The sequence below is a fragment of the Shewanella sp. M16 genome (assembly GCF_018224605.1).
Taxonomy (GTDB): domain Bacteria; phylum Pseudomonadota; class Gammaproteobacteria; order Enterobacterales; family Shewanellaceae; genus Shewanella; species Shewanella oncorhynchi.
Map to the genome: position 1 here is coordinate 1 of NZ_JAGTUL010000045.1, position 22,679 is coordinate 22,679.

A 22,679-nucleotide genomic window follows, 5' to 3' on the forward strand; every position below is an offset into this window, starting at 1 on the left:
TATTGCTATCAAGATAAATTATGAAATATAATACCTTATGAATTTAAGTTTTTCATAATTAAGCTTCCTTCTGTTAATTCCTTTTTCATTCCACATCTCTAAGTTTATAGTAAAATATTATAGCCTCTGGTTTTTGAACAATAATTTAACATGTTTTATGTGTAACTGTTGGTTTTTTTTACTAATTATTATCAATTAACGTATTTGGAGTTTATACATGCCCTTTAGTCACGGATACTTGTCTAAAGTTAATATTATAGTGGCTGACGATCACCCTGTTGTTGTGATGGGGATTGGTAAAATAATAAATGAATTTAAAAATTTTAGTCTAGTTAGGACTGTGACTTCCATTCGAGCACTTTTTGAATCAATCGCTAATGATCCTTGCGATATTTTGATTTGTGATTATTCCTTTGAAAATGATGATGAGCCAGATGGTTTGCTATTACTTAGACGTATTCATAGATTATATCCAAGTATAAAAATTATTTTGCTAACTGCACATGATGATTTAGTTATTATGCAGCAAGCGATGCAGATTGGTGTTTGTGGTTTCTTAAGTAAATCGAGTGATGATATTTCTATTTTACCGACAGTGATTACTCGTGTTCTACAAGGCGAAAAATATATTGACCCCCTAACATCAAAAGCGTTAGTGAAACACATGATGTCAAATCATCTCTCAAGCCCAACGTTATCGATTTCGCAACTGACGGCGAGGGAACTTGAAGTTGTTCGAATGTTTGTGCGTGGTATGTCAGTTACTGATATTGCACAACATACGGATCGTAGTATTAAAACGATAAGCACTCAGAAGAAAAAAGCGATGCAAAAATTAGGCGCAAGTAATGATATAGAATTGGTGAATATATTTAACAAACTATTCTGAACATCTTCTCAGTGGTCCGCCTAAATGAAATCTTCTCAATTCAATCTACGAAATTTATTATGCAAATATTTGAAATGCACTCCGCTCTCTGATCCTGACTTACCCGGACGTTATTCCCGTTGGTTATTATTTAGTGGTGGATTAGCTATCAGTTTTATTGTGCTTACTATATCAGTTGTAGAAATTACAATATTATCTGAACGTTTTTTAGACGAACGTGTACATTTGTTTCAAATTCAGCGAGGTATCATCAAGGAAAATCTTGATAGAACCCAGGCTCGTTTGAAACAAAGGGTTGAATTTTATGAGATGTTGTGGCGCTTACGTGATGGGGAAAATTTACCCGTGTTGCGTTATCGTCAAGAGTTACTAAAAAAAAATGGTGTCATAGTTACCGATACTGATGTAACCGCTACCCCTGCGATGATCTTATCTTCATCTAGTCATAGCGTAACTGAGCATGAACTGGCTGATTTTTTAGGCTTAATGCGTGAGGTGTCGCCAACACCCTTGTTACGTCAGCGAGAAAATGGGCATTACCTTGGCGGTTATATATATTCATCTGATCATCGATTGCTAGCATTGTGGCCACCATTGGCATTAACTAAATTGAATAATGTGAAGGAAGTTGGCATTAATAAATTTATCAATGATGCTGTAACTAGGGTCGATGCTGTGATAACAACCAGCAATGTGAATAAATTATATGATGAGAGAATGTTTTGGGTACCCTTTTATAAATCGCCTATTACTGATGAATTAACTACAAATTATGCCGCCCCAGTTTATTGTGATGGTAAGCTTATCGCGGTTATTGTCGTAAACGTTCCTATCAGTAAATTCTCTATGCTCTTTCAGAGTTCGACTCATGAGACAGGTTTTTTTGTTGTCTCCAGTGATCGTAAGCATATATTCGGTGTAGACAATTACAGCTCAAGTGAGAGTCGATGGGCGAAATATATCTTGGAATATCCTGGATTATTACAAAATACGGCTTTGCGCCGAGATATAACTTATCGTGATGGCATGTTTTTCGTGTCACAATTTATCCAAGGACCAAACTGGATTGCAGTCTATGTATTTGACTGGTTTACAATTTTTCATGCACTAAAAAGCAAACTAATCACATTAAGTATACTGACATTTTTAGTGCTGGGGATCCTGTGGGGCTTTATTCTTTTGCTCGATCGTTTAATACTTGCGCCACTACGAATACAGTCGCGTCTTGTATATGAAAGTGATGCATTCAATCATGCCGTGCTGAATACTGCACCAGTAGGTTTGAGCATTTATGATCCTTTTAGCAATAAAGTGGTTATGCAAAACGAAGCTGCCGAATGCTTACTTTTACCCTCAGAATGTGTGAATTTCTATAGAGAAATATTAGTTAAAGCACAGTTGAATCGCCATAAAAATCAATCCGAAGTGCAGTCAAACGTCCATGAGGTGCAGATAACAGAAGCATCAGTGCTAAGTGCATGTGGCGAGCAACGGGAAATATCTGTGGCTTATTCTCATATTCGTTACCAACAACGCGAAGTCATCTTGTTTAGCTTGACCGATATTAGTGCTCAGAAGACCACGGTCCGTTTGTTAGAGCAAGCGCGTGAGATGGCTGACCAAGCTAATCAGGCCAAGTCGATGTTCATCGCGATGATGAGCCATGAAATTCGTACACCTTTGCACGGTGCATTGGGTAATTTGGAGTTGTTAGCGTTAGAGCCCTTAACGCTAGAACAAAAGGCGCGAGTTTCGACAATTAACCGTGCATTTGATGCGTTATTGGCTTTGATCAACGATATTTTGGACTTGTCGAAGATAGAAGCTCAGGAATTACAGTTACATCCCGAGCCATTTCAACTTATTGAGCTGGTTGAACGCTGTGCACAGACTTTTGCACCTGTGATTCTGGACAAGAATTTGCGCTTTTTCTGCCTAATTGATCCTGAACTTACAGGCACTTGGAGTGGAGATGGGCACAGATTATCTCAGGTACTGATGAACCTAGTGAGTAATGCTCGAAAATTTACTGAGGAGGGGTCTATTACTATCAGGGCTATTCCTGGTGAAGTTAGGGATGATATCCGCTGGGTGCGCATTTCTGTTAGCGATACCGGAATTGGTATCTCGCACGCACATATCAACAAAGTATTTGAACCCTTCGTACAAGCAGACAGATCTATTAACAGTCGTTTTGGTGGCACAGGGTTAGGGTTGACTTTATGTCGACGGATCATGACGTTAATGGGGGGCAATATTACAGTTGATAGTGAGGAGGGAGAGGGGTCTATATTTACGATCAATGTGCCTTTACGTCATAATCTTTCATACGAAAATCGTTCCCAAGTTGTAGATAAATATCGTTTTAGCACTGTCGTAATTGTATGCGATTCACCACTTTGGCAATTTAATCTGATAGAGCAATTTAAATGCTGGATCCCCGATGTTGAAATAATTGAAGCAAGCTTGTTAAAGCCTTTGCCCGCATCAAGGACAAACGCTGTAATTGTCTTTGCAACTTCAGGGACGGCACTATCAGAGCCATGGCGAGATATCTTATATACGTATCTTGATACTGTGATCCTATCCAGCGACGGCCCTCTATACCCTGAACGTCGAAACCAAGATCTATGTGTAACCTCATTCTCGACATCAATGTTCAAACTTATTTTGGCTGCATGTGGTAAGCATGATGAAGTTCTTGAACCCTTAACTGTTCGCCAACAAAGATCAGAAATTCATCATTATGCCAAGGTATTAATTGCTGAAGATGATCCGCTTAACCGAACTTTACTTGAGCATCAACTTGCCGCACTTGGTTATCATTACGTTGATAGCGTAGGGGATGGGCAACAGGCTTTAGAATACTGCTCGACCAAGCCTTATGACATTATAGTGACTGATCTTGGCATGCCGCAGATGGATGGATTTGAATTTCTTAAAGCAATACGAGCTAAAGGAATTAATACACCCGTGATTGTCAGCACGGCAGATATTAATGGTATTACTCAAATTAAAGCTGCAGGTATTGCAGAGGTGTTACATAAGCCCATTACCATCGAGAGATTGAATAGAGCTCTTGAACACGTTCTTGGAAAGGTGATGTCGGATAGTCAAGAAATAAGTATGAAATCATTATCGACAGTGACACTTATTGATATGCAAGCGCTGTTTGTTGCTGGCTGGAACAGTGACGAACAAGGCTTGCTTGATGCATTGGATGCGAATGACGGTAAGCGCTTTCTTGGTTATTTGCATCGGCTAAAAGGTGCATTGCTGGCATTGGACGAAAAATCTTTAGTTGCAAGTATTGATATTCTGAAACGGCATATTGAGTCCCAAGGCTTAGCGCAAAACGTAGTACATATAGATGTATTTATGGAAAAGCTAAGATCACTAGTTATTTTGTACAGTAAAAATAAGGCGTTACCAGAGTTCTGATTGAGTGACTACGGGTAATAGCATCAAAAACAACGGGAGCTTAGGCTCCCGTTGTTGATCTTACCTTTAGCAAACCGTTATTTTTGATGCTATTCAGCCAGTAATCCGCGGCTACGCAGTAGCGGCTCGATACCGGCTTCTTTACCGCGGAATTTTTTATACATCAGCATAGGATCATCGCTGCCGCCTTTCGAAAGGATATTGTTACGGAAGGAATCCGCAGTGGCTTTGTCGAAAATGCCGTTTTCTTTAAAGGCTTCGAAAGCATCCGCACCTAAAATATCTGACCAGAGGTAGCTGTAGTAGCCTGCTGAATAACCGCCCGCGAAAATATGCGAGAAGTAAGTGCTGCGATAGCGTGGGCTGATTTCTTCAATCAGTCCCATTGCCGCTAACGAGTCCGCCTCAAACTTGGCCGCATCCTTTGGCGTTGTGTCGGTCAGTGTGTGCCAATCTAAATCGAGTTTAGTGGCCGCCATGTATTCAACGGTAGAAAAACCTTGGTTGAACTTACTGGCCGCTTGGATTTTCTTCACCAGTTCTTGCGGGATCACTTCGCCGGTTTTGTAGTGCTTGGCAAATTGGGCTAACACTTCTGGTTGAGTCATCCAGTTTTCATTCACTTGCGATGGGAACTCAACGTAATCGCGAGGTACAGCGGTGCCGCCCTGTGAGCGATATTCGACGTTCGATAACATGCCGTGTAGTGCGTGGCCAAATTCGTGGAATAGTGTGCTGGCTTCATCGAAAGTCAGCAACGCTGGCTCATTACCCGCTGGTCGAGGGTAGTTTAATACGTTGACAATAATAGGTTTAGAATCAACGCCATTCATATTGTATTGCTTGCGGAAGGAGTTCATCCAAGCGCCGCCACGTTTGCTGTCACGGGTGAAATAGTCACCCATAAAGATGGCCATCAGTTTGCCGTCTTTATTGTAAACTTCCCAAGTACGGACTTCGGCATTATATTTGGGTAAGTCGGTACGTTCTTTAAAGGTCAAACCGTACAAACGGTTAGCCGTGTAGAACACGCCTTTTAATGTACTGTCGAGGGAGAAATACGGACGGGTTTGTTGCTCGTTAAAGCTGTACTTAGCGACACGGATCTTGTCGGCGTAGTAATCCCAGTCCCACGCTTGCAGCTTAAAATTGCCACCTTGAGCGTCAATCATGGCTTGCATATCAGCCACTTCGGTTTTGGCTTGGGCCAATGCCGCTGGCCATACTTTATTGAGTAAACCGTAGACGTTTTCTGGTGTTTTAGCTGTGCGTTCTTCTAACACGAAATCCGCATGGGTTTTATAGCCCATCAGTTGAGCACGTTCAGCACGCAGGGCAGCAATCTTAGCGAGGATAATCTTGTTATCGTTGGCGTTATTGTTGTTACCGCGCTCGATATAGCCTTTGTAGAGTTTTTCACGTAACTTGCGATTATCGGCATAGGTCAAAAAAGGCGTAATAGAAGGGCGAGACGTGGTAAATACCCACTTGCCTTCATGGCCACGTTTTTTGGCAGTTTCAAAGGCAGTTGCAATCACATCTGCGGGTAAACCTGCGAGATCGGCTTTGCTATCAACCACTAATTCGAAGGCATTGGTTTCGGCTAATAGATTGTCACCAAAGGCTAAATTGAGTTTGCCGATCTCTTCGTTCAGCGCGCGCAGTTTGGTTTTATCTGGCTCGCTTAAGTTCGCGCCGCCACGGGTGAAAGATTTATAGGTATCTTCCAGTAATTTGGCTTGGGCTGTGCTGAGCTTCAGGTTGTCCTTTGCGTCGTGGACGGCTTTAACTTTTTGAAACAGTTTGTCATTAAGCAAAATATCGTCTTCGGCGGACGATAACATAGGCGACACTTCTTTCGAGAGTGCTTGCAATGCTTCATTCGTATCCGCGCCCGTCAGGTTAAAGAAGACGTTAGAAACGCGCGTCACTAGATCGCCAGAAAACTCCATGGCTTCAATCGTATTGGCGAAGGTGGGTTTTGCTTTATTATCAACAATTGCTTGAATTTGTTCGTGTTGTTGGGCGATTCCCGCTTTAAATGCGGGGAGGAAATGCTCCGGCTTGATTTTATCGAAGGCCGGAATTTCCATAAAAGTATCATAGGGTTTAAAAAATGGATTAGTCGCATTCTGGCTGATAATTTGTGCTGACACGGCATTTGGCGCCGCATTTGCTTGAACACTGGCATCGGGTTGTTGTGTGCTACAGGCGCCCAAAGTTAAGGCTAAAGCGATGGCACTTAGCGTGAGCTTAGCAGTGCGTGGCGTGAGGGCTTGCGGTTTAAGGGTTAGTCCCTTCATTATTTGTTCCCCGTTAGGTCGATATTGTTATGGATGTTTGCATGATGATGGCCTTGGATTTCAAGAAAAAATTGAAGTCTACGTGCGGCTAAAACCATTAAATTAAGCTTAATGTGACTGTTTAACATGTATCGGACTAGGGGTTCCATCGATTTTGTGTTTAGTTTGTAACAAATGTTTTGTTTCAGGCTTTTAAGCAAAAAATGATGGCAAACTGGGCGAGGATATTATCGCGTCTCAGGCACGTTTTCTTGGCTTAGTCGACCCTAAACCCATTGCAATTGGCGGCTCAACGAACAGTAAATTACTCTCCATTGCTTTAAGTTTTGACCCAGCGATGCTGGGCGTGGAATACACAGGCCATACCGAAAAAGAGTTCATCACCCACAAGCAATTCATGCTGAACCTAAAAATGTATACCGCAGCGTTTATCGAGCTATCGGCGGTGAAATAGTGTTCTTTGTTAAAGTTATTTTGGGATGACACAAAAGTGTAGGGAGCAATAAAGCCGTTCTGAATATAAAAGGTTCATTCGGAAATGGCGGTTAAATCTTAGATTTCTGCCATTTCAACTTGAAAAGCTCAAAAGCTTGTGAGTTATATCGTCAGTTGTGCTGCATGAATTGTCATTGTTTTCCCAGTGACTCGCCGTCTTTTTATTTCATAAGAAGTATCCATATAGGCTCGACGGCGACATCCATATCGCCAACGGTCACTGGTACACCAATGCCAATCCTCACTTACCCTTTCGCTGTTCGTTTAGCTAAAAAGCTAATGCACAAAGCAAGATAACTTTGTCGTCAATAGTGCAGCATGAATTGTCATTGTTTCCCCAGTGACTCGCCGTAAATATATCCCTATAGGCTCGACGGCGGCATCCATGCCGCCAACGGTCACTGTTGCAACAATGCCAATCCTAACCAACCCTCTCGCTGCCCGTTCTGCTAAAAAGCTATTGCCCCAAAGCCATTTAGTGCTCATGTTCTAACTTTCAATGTGGTTGAGCTTTTACCATATAAAATCTAATCCATAGGCGAGATATTTGATTATCAGTCGATCACATTAAATTCTTTATTCGTTGAAGTGTAAGAAGGTTTATGATGCTTGTGGTATCGTTTAGTGGTGCGTTCCGATTTACCGGAGCTGAACATTACAGGCCGAAGGAGAGTTTAGGTTAAGTTACCTACCTTCATGTACCAAGAAACGAGCATGGCAACTTAAATAGGAAGTATCGTGCTTCGGATTTGAATTAGGGTATTTCTTAATAATAATCTCGTTGTTTTTATGCGTATGGTAGAGTATTAAAATCGCGTAACCACATAAAATAGTGATTAAAAATGAAACAGATAGAGCATGTATCGCTCACACTCCCACATACGGGTGTGCCTATTGATATTAGTCTCAGAGGACATAACCTTATTATCACAGGAGGTAACGGCTGTGGTAAAACGAGTTTTATCAAACAATTGCATGATGACATTATTCGCCAATCCGATACTCAAAAGTCATTGCAGAATCTAACCCAAGATCTACAATACGCTGAAAATCAAGTCAAACAAGGAGCCTCTAATCGAAATTACAATCATTATCAGAATAGGACCAGTGAACTTTTAAAGGAAATTGATAAAGCAAAATCTACTCAGATTTCAATGCGAGATAATGCTGAGTTCATACAAGAGTATTCCGATAAACATTTTGCTCTCAGTTACTATAAAGCAGAACGCCAATCAGAGATATCAGTAGACGACACCCGACCTAGTTTACAGTCCATCAAAACAAGGGAGTCAAGCAAGTCAATGTCTGAGCATTTTGGTGTCGTTTTTGAAAAGTATTTAGTTGCGCAAAAAGTAATCTTTAACGATATCGTGGCAACCGACGATACAAAAGCACAATCACAAGCAGATCGTATCCAGAGTTGGCTAGACAAAGTTGAAGATGATCTACGCTATTTGTTTGAGGATGATGAATTAGAATTAAAATTCAACAGAGAAAAACAATCTTTCGAGATCCATCAAGCAGATAAAAGTCCATTTCAGTTCAACGAACTTTCATCTGGTTTCTCTGCAATAATGTATATCTACTCTGACTTGTTAATGAAAGTGGAGTTGAAAGACATTCCTGCCAACCAATTGAAAGGTATTGTTCTAATCGATGAGATCGACGCTCATTTGCATGTATCGTTACAGCGTAGAATTTTATCGTTCTTCACTCTCGCTTTTCCAAATATTCAGTTCATAGTTACTACACACTCACCTTTCGTTGTTCAATCGGTCAATGACGCTGTGATTTATGACCTATCAAAACGAGAACAGTTGGAAGATCTTTCGATGTACTCATACGAGTCGATTCTAAAAGGATTACTAGGCGTTGAAAGTACGTCTGATCTCTTGAAAGACCAACTGGATGAAATGGCTCAGTTAGTGAACGAAACATCGTTGAACAAAATGCGCCTCAATGAATTAATAATGAATATTGAACCCCATGAAGCAAAGTTGGATGCTAGGTCACGTGCTTTCTTATTGCTTGGGAAGAATGCTATTTTAGATTCGAATGATGGTGAGGAGTAACCAGATGTTTAATGTTACTCGTACCTACCCAGCTCCAGATAGCATTGATAAAGGCAAGTACAATGAGAAAGATGTTCTATCAGCATTGAAGCCAATGTTCTTAGAGAAATGCTACCTCTGTGAAAGAGATGAGATCCAAGATGCTGAGGTTGAGCATTTTGTTCCTCACCAAAGTGATCCGGCTTTGAAATACGACTGGGAAAACTTGTACTACTCATGTTCACGTTGTAACAGCATCAAGAGCAACACGCACGTAAACCTTCTAGATTGTGCTAACAATGCTATTGATGTTGGTAAATTAATCTGTTGCATGATGCCTTCGGCACCATCTGAAAAGGTCACAGTAAAAGCCATAAGTACAAAGCCTACAGTACAATCAAAAAATACAGTTACTCTTTTGGATAAGTGTTATAACCTCGAAAATACCGCTCTGAGAGGTATTAGCCGTGAATCATTGATGGAACAGATGTGGGATCACTACACAGACCTTCTACTTGCAAGGCAAACACTTCGTAAAAAGAAGGCCGCGGCTATGGACAAACAACGAGCAGAACAAGTTATTGCGGCAATGCTGGATTTGAAGCATCCGTTCTCGATATTCTGGCGATACTACTACTTGAATGATACTTTCCTCATGGAGAAATATCCTAAGTTGAGAGCCGGATTTTGACACTCACTAAGGAGCCTCAATGCTCCTTAGTTTGCGCTTCATTAATTAACTTTGTATACAGCGAATCTTTATCTGCACCAATTAGACTAGACACCCAATTCAACAAGATTGTGATACTTTTTCTAATGACACTCATCGCTTCAAGAGCCTTACCTATAACTCGCTTTTGTCTGGAATTCTTTCTATGACTGGTCCGGCGCTTGCTGTTGATGCCGTAAAAGCAGGTATTGAAATAGCGAATGAAATTGCAGATGAGTATGAAAAAACTGGTCTATCAAGTTCAACACTATTAGTTGCAGGTAAAGCCGTTGGCGAAGCCGCTTTAGATGTTGGATTGAAGAAAGTTAAAATACTCGGGGTAGCAAAGGATGTACACGGTAACTCCAAACTAAGCGAAAAAGCCCAGCATGTGTACGAAATTCGTAACAATAAAACAGGCGAAGTAGTAAAAACTGGGGTTAGCCAAGGAAAGATAAGTAAAGAAGGAAAATCTTACCGTGCTGAACGTCAGAGACGTAAGTGGGGCAAGGATAACTTTGATACCACTATTATTGCAGAAATACCTGCTGGCCCTGGGGCTAGACAGAAAGCTCTCGATATCGAGGCTTCCAATGCTCGGGGTCTACGCCCTGAGAACTTGATCAATCCAGACTATCATGTAAGGCCATAACGATGAAGTTAGAACAAGTATATATGACTTTAGAAGACACTAAATATGAACCTTTATCGCGGGCAAAATATCAATTTACAGCAAACTATCTTACACTATTCATCTCTGACTGGTTGAAAAAACGCAAGCTTGATTTAGGGTTATTCAATAGGATTGTTTTTCAAGAAGGAAATGATAGAGACATGTCTATCGTCGGTGATAAAGCTTTTCGAGTTTGCGTTGAGCAAGAGTTTACTTCTCTTGAACAGTTCACAACCAAAGAATATGTCCACCGATACTTTACTAAGAAATATTTAGAGGGTTTTGCAAGATTTGATAAAGAATTTAATCTAAATTTGACTACTGATTTACAGCCCTTATTAGAACATGGTTTCTGTAACAGCTTTAAGTATGATATCAAAGTAAAATCGAAGAAAATTGGCAGTAAGACAGTAATTGCGTTGCATCGCTATAAGTACGATAGATACGATTTGGTCGTGCAAACGGTAAACAAAGAAAAAGAGGTGCTTGATGAGCAAGTCATATTTAGTTGTGACCCTGACCCTTTTATCGTGCACTTTGATGTTAACAAGATTGATATAGATAACAGCAAAATGAGAGTAATTAATAAGGTTAGAGAAACTACTATATTCTACGAACTTAAACTAGTGTGAAAATAGAGAAAATGACAACACTTTTTTAAATCGACCTCATTTTCTTAGGGCTTTTTCTTATCTGGAACTGGGCAATTTTACCAGCGACATGGGCAGTAGTGACCTGTAGAAGTGACCAGTCTTTAACGGCCGTGCGCACAATTGCTCGCTTCTGCTGTCTATGAGTGTTCACTTCCACTGCTTTAAGCTGCTCAGTCTGCTGCGAGTTTTAGAAGAGCATTCGCTTTAGGATGGCTTGTTCATCGGGTTTAATACTAACGTTCAATAATTGCCTTACAAATATTAATCCGAAACCAATGAGTTAGAGTAAAAAATCTAGCAAGGTTTTGTCCAAAAGCGTGCTGGGTATCTCCTTCATACAGACAGGTTACACTAGTGCCAAAAAGGTGAGCCATGGTGATTAGCGAGACGACCGTCCGCCCCATGAATGGGGCGGTCGAGCATCCACGGACGGACTGGCTGCGAGTCGGAGAGTGAATGCCATGGCAAGCCTATATTAGTGGATACCAGCCAACGCTAAGATCCCAATAACTGACATTACAGTTTACCAATGAATTTTGTACAGAAGTGCGTTAGGTCTCAGTAGATACTTCATGACTCACCTGTCGCTTCATTGAAAAAAGCAAGTGTAAATCAGCATGATACGGTGTAATTAAAAATAATAAAAAGCCCTGCTTATACAGTGATGTATAGCAGGGCTTTTTTAAGCGAGAGTTTGCATTCGTTGAGTGGAAGGACAAGCTTTACTCAGGATTTATGACCTAGATCGAATAGATCATAAATCCTTTTATCTCATCCACCTATTTCTCTCACTCATCTCTTTACACTCATCTCTTTCACTAACATTAGCATCATGGAGATGCTAGTAGCCGATGGCTTCGCTACCTGAGTGGCGTGGATCAGAAGCGCCAAAAATTCCTTGTTCGGTCACCATGATTGATTGTGTGCTGCCCATAGCGGACTGTACTTTCACTTTGTGGCCTTTGGCTTCGAGCAGGGAAATGGTATCGCGATTAAAGCTGGACTCGACTCGCAATTCATCGGGTTGCCATTGATGGTGAACCCGCGCCGCATTACTGGCTTCGGCGATATTCAATCCATGATCAATAACATTCATGATGATCTGCAGTGTGGTGGTGATAATACGCGAACCACCTGGACTGCCAGTGACGAGGAAGGGTTTGCCATCCTTCATTACTATTGTTGGGCTCATTGAGCTGAGTGGGCGTTTATTGCCCTCGACCGCATTGGCATCACCGCCTACTAAACCGTAGCCGTTTGGTACGCCGGGTTTGGCAGAGAAATCATCCATCTCGTTATTGAGCAGAATCCCTGTTCCCTTCGCCACTAAACCTGAGCCGTAGCTGAAGTTTAAGGTGTAAGTATTAGAGACAGCGTTACCCCATTTATCGACTACCGAGAAGTGAGTGGTTTGGTCGCTCTCATAGGGGGCGAGCTTGCCGGGCTTGATTTCAGCGCTCGGTGTTGCCTTATTGATCGCAATTTGGCTGGCGATTTTTTGGGCGTAGTCCTTACTGGTTAATGCTTTGATGGGTACCTTATAAAAGTCGGGATCGCCTAAGTATTCGCTGCGATCGCTATAGGCGTACTTCATGGTTTCTGCCATCAGATGAATCGTCTGGGCGGTATTGTGACCGAGTTTGTCTATTGGGAATTGCTGCAATACGTTGAGCATTTCGATGATGTGCACGCCGCCCGATGATGGTGGTGGCATAGACACAACCTCGTAACCGCGGTATTCGCCGCGCACGGGTTCACGTTCCACAACCTTATAATTTTTAAGGTCGTCTAAGGTCATAATGCCGCCAGCTTCTTTCACCGCATTGATGAGCTTAGTGGCGGTTTCACCTTCGTAGAATCCTTTGGTGCCTTTTTCAGCGATAAGACTTAACGAATGGGCAAGTTCAGGTTGTTTAAGAATATCATCCACTTGATAGTCACTGCCGTCGGCTTTGTAGAAGATAGCGGCCGTGGTTGGCCATTGGGCCATGCGGCGTTTTAGGCCTGCAAGGGATTGGGCAAGATCTGGGGTGATGCTAATGCCTTCCTGCGCCATTTTAATCGCGGGTGCCGTAACTTGGGCGAGTGTCATAGTACCATATTTTTCAAGGGCTAAGCTCATGCCCATCACTGTACCTGGCACACCTACTGCAAGACCGTGTTCACGGCTCAGTTTTTCAACTGCGTCGCCATTTTCGTCGAGGAAAATGTTTTTCTTGGCTTTAGAAGGGGCCATTTCACGGTAATCGATAGCGATGGTTTTGTTTTCTTTGGCAATATGCACCAGCATAAAACCACCGCCGCCGATATTGCCTGCACGGGGTAAGGTGACTGCCAAACTGAAGGCGACAGCCACGGCGGCGTCAACCGCATTACCGCCTTGCTTTAGGATCTCAACGCCGGTGCGACTGGCGAGAGTTTCTTGGCTTGCGACCATGCCATGCTTAGCCCACACAGGTTGTGCGGTGGCCATCTGGCTGAAAATTGGCGATTCATCGGCAAGCAGACAGGGAGATGATAGTAAGGGAAGCGCCATCGCAATGGCGAGAATAAGAGGTCTAAAAGGTCTTGTTGGACGCATACTCAATCCTGAATTTATTTTAATTATGGCTATGCAATGTGCCGAGAATTAGGCTTAATTGCAACCTCGTATACTTGTTCACACCAGTAAAGGACGATAATTTACCCAATGAGACAGCTTATTTTGGCTTTTTCGAGCTCAATGTCGGATATTTCGGCCAGTGCGTGGAATGCCGCCATGGGTGAGGCGAATCCCTTTTGCCGCCATGAGTTTCTGTTGGCACTCGAGCAAAGCCGCTCCGCTTGCACTGCAACCGGTTGGACGCCTCGACATTTATGCGTGTTCGATGCGGGTGACACATTAAATGATGTCGACAGTAAGGATAAAAGCTTGTCGCCTTTGGCTGAAGGAGGGTTTATCAGTGTGCAAACGGCTAAGCACTTCAATCAGTTCCCACTTATTGCCGTCATGCCTTTGTACCAAAAATCCCACTCCTACGGTGAGTATGTGTTCGATTGGGCGTGGGCCGAAGCCTATGAGCGCCATGGGCTCGATTACTATCCCAAATGGGTGAATGCGATCCCTTTTACCCCTGTGCAAGGTCAACGGATGGGCATTCATCCCGCATTGGAGCGCGCCGAGCAACTGCGCGTGGCGGCATTACTGCTGCTGACATTGAATCGCCGACTAATATCAGCGCAGGATAATCTCGTACTTGAGGAAGCTATTCTTAATGGGCCAGAGCAGGGCAATACCCCGATTACCTCATGGCACAGCCTGTTTGTTACCCCAACACAAACGCCGTTATTTGAAAGTTTGCCAAATTCGCTGTTAAAACGCTTAGGCACTCAGTTCCATTGGCATAATCGCGGTTATCGGGATTTTAATGATTTTCTGGCGGGCTTTAGTTCCCGTAAGCGTAAAAATATCTTGAAGGAGCGGGCGCAGTTACAGCCTTTTAATCTTAAGTTTCAGTTTGTCGAAGGGGAGCAGATTACCGCTTCGCAATGGCAAACGTTTATCCAATGTTATCAATTAACTTACCTTAAACGCTCCGGTCATCGCGGCTATTTAACGCCAACCTTTTTTCAGCAGTTGGGGGCGCAACTCGCTGCGCAAGTCCTACTCTTGGTGGTCGAAGATGCAAAGGGCGAGATGGTCGCTGGCGCCTTGTATTTAAAAGGTGAGAATACCCGAGGGCAGAAATGCTTATATGGTCGTTATTGGGGGACGACGGTTGAGCTCGACGGTTTACATTTTGAGGCCTGTTATTACCAAGGTATTCAATATTGTATTGAACATGAGTTTCAAGTGTTTGATGCGGGCGCGCAGGGGGAACATAAGGTGCTGCGAGGCTTTGAACCCGTAGCAATGTATTCCTACCATAACATCGCCCATTTGGGATTTAAGGCGGCGATTGCCGACTTTGTTGAGCAAGAAACACTGCAAATGCAGCAATATATGGCGCAGATGCAGGATGTGTTGCCCTACAAAAAAGCGCCTTCATAAAGACCGCGTTAACAGGACTTTATTGGGCTCATTTTAGGTAGAACGGGTTACATTTAAGCGGTTAGTTCAAACCGTTAGCTCATGGCTAACCAAACTCCTACGCCTATCATTAGGCTGCCCGCAATGCGGTTTAACCAGCGAATATTATCACCACGGCTCAAGAAGATGCGCAGGCTTTTGCCACCACTGGCGTAGGCGAGCATAGAGGTAAATTCGGTCACCATGATAATGCTCAGTAAGGCTAGGAGCTGCGGCGCGACGTCGCGCTCGGCATTGATAAAAGGGGGCAATAGCGACACCATAAATGCCCAACCTTTAGGATTGGCAATGGCGGTAATAAAGCCTTGAGAGATCAAGGTAAAATTGCTGGCTCTGGGGTTAGTGTCGTCATCACTTAATATGGCCATCTTGCCGCGCGCGCGCCACATCTGTACGCCGATAAAGCCTAAATAAATCCCGCCGATCCATTTAAAAATTTGAAAGACTTCGGGATAGTTGAGCATGATACTGGCAACGCCCATCACGGCGGCTGTCGCCACCAACGCCACGCCTACCAGTTCACCCAGCATCATCCACAGGGTGCGGCGCACACCTATGCTCATACCCAGTGTCATGGCGAGTGTCATGCACATGCCCGGCGTGATAGAAACAAAGAAAAAAGTCGGGATAAACACAGCGAGTAAGGCAAAATCAGGCATGGTTTGGGCATTCTTGGGTGAAGATGAGAAGGGCGATAGTGTAATGAAAACGGTGGATTTAGCCAATCTGCTTATTTTGAACTTGCTCTCTTTAAATGTAATCGGTTGTGTTGGCTGGCGATATTTCACGCAAAAAGCATACTGTAGTTATTATTAACAATATGCTCACTAACCCATTGTGATTAATTCTGCAGTTGTTCGGTTAACAGCGATTAACCTCATAGTTTACAAGATAAGACATTGACTGTAGGTTCTACATCAGTATCGATCAAGTAGACACTATCGGCGCCCACCATATAATAACTGTATAGGTCTTGGTAAATATGTTCGCCTAATTCACCATAATAAGGACGGCGTGCATTTTTTACCGACTTCCATATTGGCCAAGGTAAAGAAAAATAATCGACATTGGATTGATTCGTGATATTTAAATCTGAATCAATAGGGAATGGCGTATTGCTTTTATCATCATGTTGAATATCACTAAAGTTATCACTTATGTTATCTAAGAAGGTTTGATAACTTGACTCATCAATTACTTGTATTCCAGATATCGTTGGGAAATATAATTCCATCGTGAATGCATTGTTATCAAGTTCCTGCCACAGTATGGTTAAAGATAAATGGTCTAATCTGCAACTCAGGTTCGGGTGTGGCTTTAGGTTTCTGTTCACGGGAAACCAAGGTTGATAAGCCGCTTTAATCATAGCGAATCCTCGTTATATTATTGTGTTAAGAACATATCTTAGTCGTTTGGTTGTTACTTTTTTGCATTATTTTTGCTGAAAGTACCATAACCTAAAAATAACTGAGAAGCATGTTGAGATTATCCAATATTTTTTGAAACTCATATCAACCAAATGCGCCTTATCAATCATAATTTGATTGATATGCTAACCCACATTCTCAAATCAATGGTTAATGACTGTTCTAGGACAGTTCAAAAATGGGTTCAGCATATTATGAAATCGCCTTATTTCTCCTCTTTTAAAAAGACTCTCTTGGTGACTGTCGCTTTGGCCGCCAGTATTAATTACGTTATGGCTGACGACAGTGCCTCTGCGTTTAGTCTCGAAAGTAATTTAGCTGATAATTCAAGGTTCCCTCCTGAGTATTATTGGAATCAATTTGGTTGTTCGGGCGAAAATATTGCGCCGCGTTTAACTTGGCAAAATGTACCTGCCGGTACCAAGAGCTTTGCTGTCACTTTATATGACAAAGATGCGCCTACTGGCAGTGGTTTTTGGCACCGTGTTGTGTATGACATTCCGGCACAGGTGTCGACTCTCGCAGGTGGTGTGAATGGCGGAGCGCTACCCAGTGGTGCCATTGAAGCTAATACCGATTTAGGTAAACCTGGATTCTTTGGACCTTGTCCACCAGAGGGACGTGAACACAGTTATGTATGGACAGTGCATGCTTTGGATGTGGCGCAGTTGCCGATAGACAAGGGATCAACACCCGCTTTGGTGGGATTCTATCTTTGGCAGCATAGATTAGGCGAAGCAAGTTTAACGCTTTTAGCTGGCCCACGTTAGGAGGAATGAAGATGACCATATTATCTACGCGCATTACATACCCAATGTTATCAAAGGCTTTTACTCTATTGGCAACCAGTTTGTTGTGTTCTCACTCATGGGCGACACAGAGTGAGCCGCTGGCAAAAATGGAAGTCTTTGCCGAACTTGATGGGGCTGTGGGCGGTATTACTTTCACATCAGATGAACGATTGATTTTCAGTTATCACCCTTTCTATCAACCTAACATTAAGGTGGCAGAGCTTTTAGCGAATGGTAGTACTAAGCCATTTCCTAATTCGGATTGGCAGCAATGCCATGATCCGCAGGGCAAAGTGAAAGAACCTGACACTTGCCTTAATTGGGTGTTGGGGCTGCGAACCGACGATCAAGACAGAGTTTGGCTATTAGACTCTGGCCAGCAGGCGCCACGTATTGAGCCTAAATTAGTGGCGTGGGATACCAAGAAAAACCAATTAGATCGCATTATTCATTTGCCCGCGCCAGTCTCTCTTCCTGAGTCACAACATAATGACTTTGTTATCTCATCTCGACATCAAGCGATTGTGATTGCCGATGAGGGGATTGGCACGGGTCCCATTGGTGAAAAGGCTGCGCTGGTGGTTGTGGACTTAAATACAGGGAAAAGTCGGCGCCTATTACAGGGTGATAACAGTGTGATGCCAGACTTACAGCGGCCACTGATTATCGATAAGGACTCAAAAGGTAGAAAGCAGATTGAAGTCTATGTGGGTGCCGATGGCATTGCTTTAGATAAAACCCAAACATGGCTCTACTTTGCCCCGATGAATAAAGACAAAGTTTACCGTGTGCGGATGACAGATCTCCTCAATCCTTCGTTAACGCCTGCGGCACTCTCTGCCAAAGTGGAGGCTTATGCCGATAAGCCCGACAACGGTGGCTTAAGTATTGATGAAGCGAATAATTTGTATCTAACGGAAGTGGGAGAGCGGGCCATTGGTGTGATCCCTGCTGATTCTCGCCAGTATCGCACTTATGTCCATGATGAACGTATGGTTTGGCCCGACGGTGTGAGTTATGGCAAGCAAGGTTATTTGTACTCTGGGGCTGCGCAATTACCGTTATCGGCGCCATTAAACAATGGCAAAGCTGAAAACAGTCCACCTTATTATATTTTCCGTTTTAAGCCGTTGGCTGCGGGCGTTCGTGGTAATTAATTCGAACAATTAATCTCATCAATTAATTTTATAACCTTACGCCAAGTGCTTATCTTAACTGAATTTATTCACACGATTTTTGCGGATTAAAACGGTTTGGATTCGCACTTGGTTATACCGAGCCACTGAGTCACGACATCCAGAGGATGACAATATGAACATAATCGGATTGGATCACTTTACCATCAGAACGCCCAAACTGGTTGAAACGCTGTTGTTTTATCAAGTCATCCTTGGATTGAAATTAGGTTGGCGGCCACAGTTTGGTTTTCCTGGACATTGGCTTTATGCCTCAAATAAGCCCATTTTGCATTTGGTGGAAGCGGGCGATCAGGCGTTAGATGCCTACTTAGGGGAAAGCAGAAATATTTATGGCTCGGGACGTGTTGATCATTTGTCGTTTCGTGGTACGGATTTACACCAGATGCAGCAGCATTTATGCCAGCAGAGGATGATTTTTCAGGAACGAATTGTGCCTGAGATTGGTGAGCATCAGTTGTTTCTTGAAGATCCGAATGGCATCAAAGTAGAGATGATATTTCCCTATGCTAAGGACAACGCCATCGTTGGAATTGTGATGGATAGGCTCACTATTTTAGACACCAAGGAGCCTGAACATGGCGGAGATTAATCACCGCAGGCGGCAATTATTGCAAACGCTGGGATTGGGCAGTTTGGCATCATTGGCATTATTTCCTCGAGGTGCGATAGGTATGAATTCATTGAATAAGAGTACAAATATGGAGAGCTCACAGGGTAAGCCGATGATTCGCATGGGAGTGACGGACTTAAGTTTTCATCGAGTCACCGCCGCTGTGGTGGCCCATGTGATAGGGATTATGGGCAAAGAGGTGCAACGAAGCTATGCATTGCACGAGGCTAATTTTGAGCAGCTAGGTGAAGGCAAAGTGGATATGCTGTGTTCAGCATGGCTGCCCCATAGCCATGGGATTTATCGACAAGGTGTCGAAGAGCGAGTTGCTACGCGGCAACTCGGGCTACATTATGAGCCCTATGCGCTCTGGGGCGTACCCGATTATGTGCCTGCTGAGCAAGTGTCGAGCATTGAGGATTTACTCAAACCTGACGTGCAGCAACGTATGCGGCCCATCATTCAAGGGATTGGTGAGGGGGCGGGGATCACGCGATTTTCTAAAAATATCATGACGCAATATGGATTAACGGCGGCAGGTTATCAATTTAGAACAGGCACTCAAGCCGACTGTGTCGCCGCTTTTAAGTCTGCCGTAGCGGTAAACGATTGGGTGATCGTTCCTTTGTGGCATCCACAATTTTTACACCATCAATACGGTATTCGCGATCTTCAGGACCCCAAAGGTTTACTCGGGGGAAAAGATAAAGCGGTATTGCTCGCCCGTGAACGCGAGTTAGCGGTTAATTTCTCGCCCGCACAAATTCAGGTACTTGATAACATAGTATTATCGAATCAAATGGTTGCAGAACTCGATTATGCGGTTAATCGACAAGGAATGACGGAAGATGAGGCCGCTGCGAACTGGCTGACAGTCAATTCTCAGCATTTGACGACCTGGCTAGCCCCGCTGCTTAATCCTGCGAATGTCTCATCTCAGGGGGTGACATTATGATGATCACTCCTGAATCGCGGCTAGTGGCCGCTGGGCTTGAACTACCTGAGGTTGCTGCGGCTCTTGGAAATTATGAACCCTATTCAATTGTTGGCAGTCAGTTAATGACCTCGGGTCAGTTTCCCTATTTAGAGGGCGAGCTTCAGTATCAAGGACAATTGGGCGCCGATCATACTGTGAGCGAAGGCTACGCTGCCTGTCGTCTTGCTACCCTAAATGCCATTGCCCAATTGAAACAGGCTTGCGGTGAGCTTTCGCGGATAAAACAAATTTACCGCTTGGAAGGGGTGCTAAATGTGCATCAATCTTGCTTTGAACATCCTAAAGCACTCGATGGGGCTTCGGATTTATTGCTTGAAATCTTCGGTGAAGCAGGGCGTCACAGCCGGATGATTTGGACAAATCCTGTCATGCCGCTGAACAGTTTGTGTCTAGTGTATTTATTTGCAGAACTCTATTGTGATGACGAACAAAGGCAATGACCTTTGTCTCGATTGAGATTGAATGCTTGAATGTGACTCACATTGGCTGTTAGCTAAATGTTCTGTCAGCAAGACGGGTAGTTCATTCAAGAGCATATGAGGCAGTTCTTGAACTTTCATCAATCGATTGTTAGGGTTAGGTCATCATGGACTGAATGTTGACAATACGATGACTGAGAAACAAAAAATGTTGGCGGGCCAGCCCTATAAGGCTTGGGATGATGAGTTATTGGCTGAGCGGATGCGGGCGAAATCCATTTGTCATCAGTTTAATCTGGCCGAACCGACTTTGCTTGATGCCCGAATGGAGCATCTTCGTGGCCTGCTTGATATTCAACACTGCGCCCATATTGAGCCTAATTTCTTTTGCGATTACGGCTATAACATCCATATTGGCAAACAATTTTACGCCAATCATAATCTAACCATATTAGATGTTTGCTCAGTCTCGATTGGTGATAATGTGATGTTTGGTCCCCATGTGATGATTTCTACCGCAACGCATCCTATTAATCCTATCGCGCGGCAAACGACGGAATACGGCGCGCCAATTCAAATCGGCAATAATGTCTGGCTAGGCGGAAACGTCTCTGTGTTACCCGGTGTGACCATTGGTGATAATTGTGTCATTGGTGCTGGTAGTGTCGTGAATAAGAGCATTCCCGCGAACTGTGTGGCGGCAGGTAACCCTTGTAAGGTTATCAAACCCATCAATGTGGAATAATGCAGGAAGGTCGATGCCGAGTGATTGGCGTCAATGCTGATGCTGATTTAAATGACGATTTAGATCGTCGTAGAAACAAAAACGGTACGCAGTGCGTACCGTTTTTTATTAGCAGGATGAATACTTACAGTACGCCGCGGCGCATTTGGTCCCGTTCAATTGATTCAAACAGGGCCGTAAAGTTGCCTTCACCAAAACCTAAGTTATTCTTACGTTGGATGATTTCGATGAAAATCGGTCCAAACAGGTTTTTAGTAAATATCTGCAATAAATAGCCTGTATCATCACCATCCACCAGAATTTGGTGATGTTTAATGCGCTCACGATTCTCTGTAACCTGCGGTAACTTATCGAAAATAGTGTCGTAGTATTCAGGGATAATGTCTAAGCATTGGATTGAGCTGCCTTCCATCGCATCCAGAGATTTTACGATATCGCGGCTTCTAAAGGCTAAATGTTGCACACCTGGGCCATTGTATTCCTTCAGATATTCATCAATTTGGTTTTTATCGCTGCCTTTACCTTCGTTAATCGGGATACAGAAGCTGCCATCGGGCGAACGCAGGGCGTAGGACACTAGCGCGGTTTGTACGCCGCTGATGTCAAAGTAGCGCACTTCAGTAAAACCAAAAATGTTTTTATAGAAGTTAGCCCAATGTTCCATTGTGCCTTTGTAGACGTTGTTGGTTAAGTGATCGACCTCGATAAAGCCTTTCTCTTGGGTGATAATTTGCTCGTCTAAATCTTCAAAATCAGCGGCATAGATATTGTTATCTGCGCCGAAGGTGTCGATGAAATAAATTAAGCTGTCGCCAATGCCGTAAATCGCAGGATAAGGCAGATCTTTATTGGCATCATCGGCGGGTTTTGCACCACGTTCAACGGCAACGCGATAGGCAAAGCCAGCATCTTCTACCCGCCAGCCCATAGAACAAATGGCTGGGCCGTGGGATTTAGCAAACTTAGCAGAGAAACCTTCGCGCTCAGTGTTGAGCAGAAAATTAATGTCATTCTGTTTGTAGTACAGGATGTCTTTGTTCTTGGCTTTTTTCAGCAGTGAAAAACCAAAGTCGATAAAGACTTTGTGCATAAAATCAGTATCAGGGCTGGCGAATTCAGTGAATTCGATACCTAATAAGCCCAGTGGATTTAGTTCGCTTGCCATGATGTTTTCCTCATTATTTTAGTTCAACCGCCGACACTCTTTA

General features: G+C 43.4%; 19 protein-coding genes and 1 pseudogene. 14 read left to right on the forward strand and 6 right to left on the reverse strand.

Annotated elements, in window-relative coordinates:
• Positions 1-217 precede the first annotated feature (217 nt).
• Together KFE26_RS20510 and KFE26_RS20515 are read left to right on the forward strand one after the other, a co-directional pair.
• Positions 218-889 carry a response regulator transcription factor gene (locus tag KFE26_RS20510; protein WP_212601569.1) on the forward strand — a complete coding sequence of 224 codons (672 nt, stop codon included), beginning with the start codon at positions 218-220 and terminating at the stop codon, positions 887-889.
• A gap of 24 nt (positions 890-913) precedes the next feature.
• Positions 914-4,330, forward strand: a complete 3,417-nt coding sequence (locus KFE26_RS20515) for an ATP-binding protein (RefSeq protein WP_212601570.1) — start codon at positions 914-916, stop codon at positions 4,328-4,330.
• 89 nt (positions 4,331-4,419) lie between these two features.
• Here KFE26_RS20515 and KFE26_RS20520 read toward each other — a convergent pair whose 3' ends face one another.
• Positions 4,420-6,633, reverse strand: a complete 2,214-nt coding sequence (locus tag KFE26_RS20520; protein ID WP_212601571.1) for a M3 family metallopeptidase — start codon at positions 6,631-6,633, stop codon at positions 4,420-4,422.
• A gap of 241 nt (positions 6,634-6,874) precedes the next feature.
• On the opposite strand from KFE26_RS20520, the pseudogene KFE26_RS24075 reads away from it, so the two are divergent.
• Positions 6,875-7,087 (forward strand): annotated as a pseudogene (locus tag KFE26_RS24075) (hypothetical protein); the annotation flags it as partial.
• 317 nt (positions 7,088-7,404) lie between these two features.
• Here KFE26_RS24075 and KFE26_RS20525 read toward each other — a convergent pair.
• Entirely contained in the window at positions 7,405-7,614 is a 210-nt protein-coding gene (locus tag KFE26_RS20525) for a hypothetical protein (RefSeq protein WP_212601572.1), read from the reverse strand.
• Positions 7,615-7,970: 356 nt separating this feature from the next.
• Between KFE26_RS20525 and KFE26_RS20530 the strand changes: the two genes are divergently transcribed.
• From KFE26_RS20530 to KFE26_RS20545, 4 genes are all read left to right on the forward strand, one after another.
• Entirely contained in the window at positions 7,971-9,200 is a 1,230-nt protein-coding gene (locus tag KFE26_RS20530) for an AAA family ATPase (RefSeq protein WP_212601573.1), read from the forward strand.
• A gap of 4 nt (positions 9,201-9,204) precedes the next feature.
• Positions 9,205-9,870 carry an HNH endonuclease gene (locus KFE26_RS20535; RefSeq protein ID WP_212601574.1) on the forward strand — a complete coding sequence of 222 codons (666 nt, stop codon included), beginning with the start codon at positions 9,205-9,207 and terminating at the stop codon, positions 9,868-9,870.
• Positions 9,871-10,054: 184 nt separating this feature from the next.
• Positions 10,055-10,540 (forward strand): hypothetical protein, encoded by a 486-nt coding sequence (locus KFE26_RS20540; protein WP_212601575.1) that lies wholly within the window; start codon positions 10,055-10,057, stop codon positions 10,538-10,540.
• Positions 10,541-10,542: 2 nt separating this feature from the next.
• Complete coding sequence (locus tag KFE26_RS20545; RefSeq protein ID WP_212601576.1) at positions 10,543-11,193, forward strand: hypothetical protein; 651 nt, start codon at positions 10,543-10,545, stop codon at positions 11,191-11,193.
• Positions 11,194-12,055: 862 nt separating this feature from the next.
• Here KFE26_RS20545 and ggt read toward each other — a convergent pair.
• On the reverse strand, positions 12,056-13,795 hold the full coding sequence (gene ggt, locus KFE26_RS20550; RefSeq protein WP_212601577.1) for a gamma-glutamyltransferase: 1,740 nt from the start codon (positions 13,793-13,795) through the stop codon (positions 12,056-12,058).
• Positions 13,796-13,903: 108 nt separating this feature from the next.
• On the opposite strand from ggt, the gene KFE26_RS20555 reads away from it, so the two are divergent.
• Positions 13,904-15,244: a GNAT family N-acetyltransferase gene (locus tag KFE26_RS20555; protein WP_212601578.1), complete on the forward strand. Its 1,341-nt coding sequence runs from the start codon at positions 13,904-13,906 to the stop codon at positions 15,242-15,244.
• A gap of 74 nt (positions 15,245-15,318) precedes the next feature.
• Here the strand turns inward: KFE26_RS20555 and KFE26_RS20560 are convergent, their stop codons facing one another.
• Positions 15,319-15,942: a LysE family translocator gene (locus tag KFE26_RS20560; RefSeq protein WP_212601579.1), complete on the reverse strand. Its 624-nt coding sequence runs from the start codon at positions 15,940-15,942 to the stop codon at positions 15,319-15,321.
• A gap of 218 nt (positions 15,943-16,160) precedes the next feature.
• Positions 16,161-16,649, reverse strand: a complete 489-nt coding sequence (locus tag KFE26_RS20565) for a hypothetical protein (protein WP_212601580.1) — start codon at positions 16,647-16,649, stop codon at positions 16,161-16,163.
• 255 nt (positions 16,650-16,904) lie between these two features.
• Here KFE26_RS20565 and KFE26_RS20570 point away from each other — a divergent pair, with 255 nt between their 5' ends.
• The 6 genes from KFE26_RS20570 to KFE26_RS20595 all read left to right on the forward strand — a co-directional run bounded on the left by KFE26_RS20570 (position 16,905) and on the right by KFE26_RS20595 (position 21,471).
• Positions 16,905-17,480, forward strand: coding sequence for a YbhB/YbcL family Raf kinase inhibitor-like protein (locus KFE26_RS20570; RefSeq protein WP_105252179.1), 576 nt, complete (start codon positions 16,905-16,907; stop codon positions 17,478-17,480).
• A gap of 11 nt (positions 17,481-17,491) precedes the next feature.
• Positions 17,492-18,658 (forward strand): major royal jelly family protein, encoded by a 1,167-nt coding sequence (locus tag KFE26_RS20575; protein WP_249195856.1) that lies wholly within the window; start codon positions 17,492-17,494, stop codon positions 18,656-18,658.
• A gap of 154 nt (positions 18,659-18,812) precedes the next feature.
• Positions 18,813-19,289 (forward strand): VOC family protein, encoded by a 477-nt coding sequence (locus KFE26_RS20580; protein ID WP_028759587.1) that lies wholly within the window; start codon positions 18,813-18,815, stop codon positions 19,287-19,289.
• Positions 19,276-20,265: a glycine betaine ABC transporter substrate-binding protein gene (locus KFE26_RS20585; RefSeq protein WP_249195858.1), complete on the forward strand. Its 990-nt coding sequence runs from the start codon at positions 19,276-19,278 to the stop codon at positions 20,263-20,265. The genes KFE26_RS20580 and KFE26_RS20585 overlap by 14 nt, the downstream gene beginning before the upstream one ends.
• Complete coding sequence (locus KFE26_RS20590; RefSeq protein WP_198573679.1) at positions 20,262-20,747, forward strand: Atu1372/SO_1960 family protein; 486 nt, start codon at positions 20,262-20,264, stop codon at positions 20,745-20,747. The genes KFE26_RS20585 and KFE26_RS20590 overlap by 4 nt, the downstream gene beginning before the upstream one ends.
• 169 nt (positions 20,748-20,916) lie before the next feature.
• Positions 20,917-21,471 (forward strand): sugar O-acetyltransferase, encoded by a 555-nt coding sequence (locus tag KFE26_RS20595; protein ID WP_173244211.1) that lies wholly within the window; start codon positions 20,917-20,919, stop codon positions 21,469-21,471.
• A 124-nt stretch (positions 21,472-21,595) separates the two neighbouring features.
• Here the strand turns inward: KFE26_RS20595 and hppD are convergent, their stop codons facing one another.
• Complete coding sequence (gene hppD, locus KFE26_RS20600) at positions 21,596-22,636, reverse strand: 4-hydroxyphenylpyruvate dioxygenase (RefSeq protein WP_028759590.1); 1,041 nt, start codon at positions 22,634-22,636, stop codon at positions 21,596-21,598.
• Between the last annotated feature and the right edge of the window lie 43 nt (positions 22,637-22,679).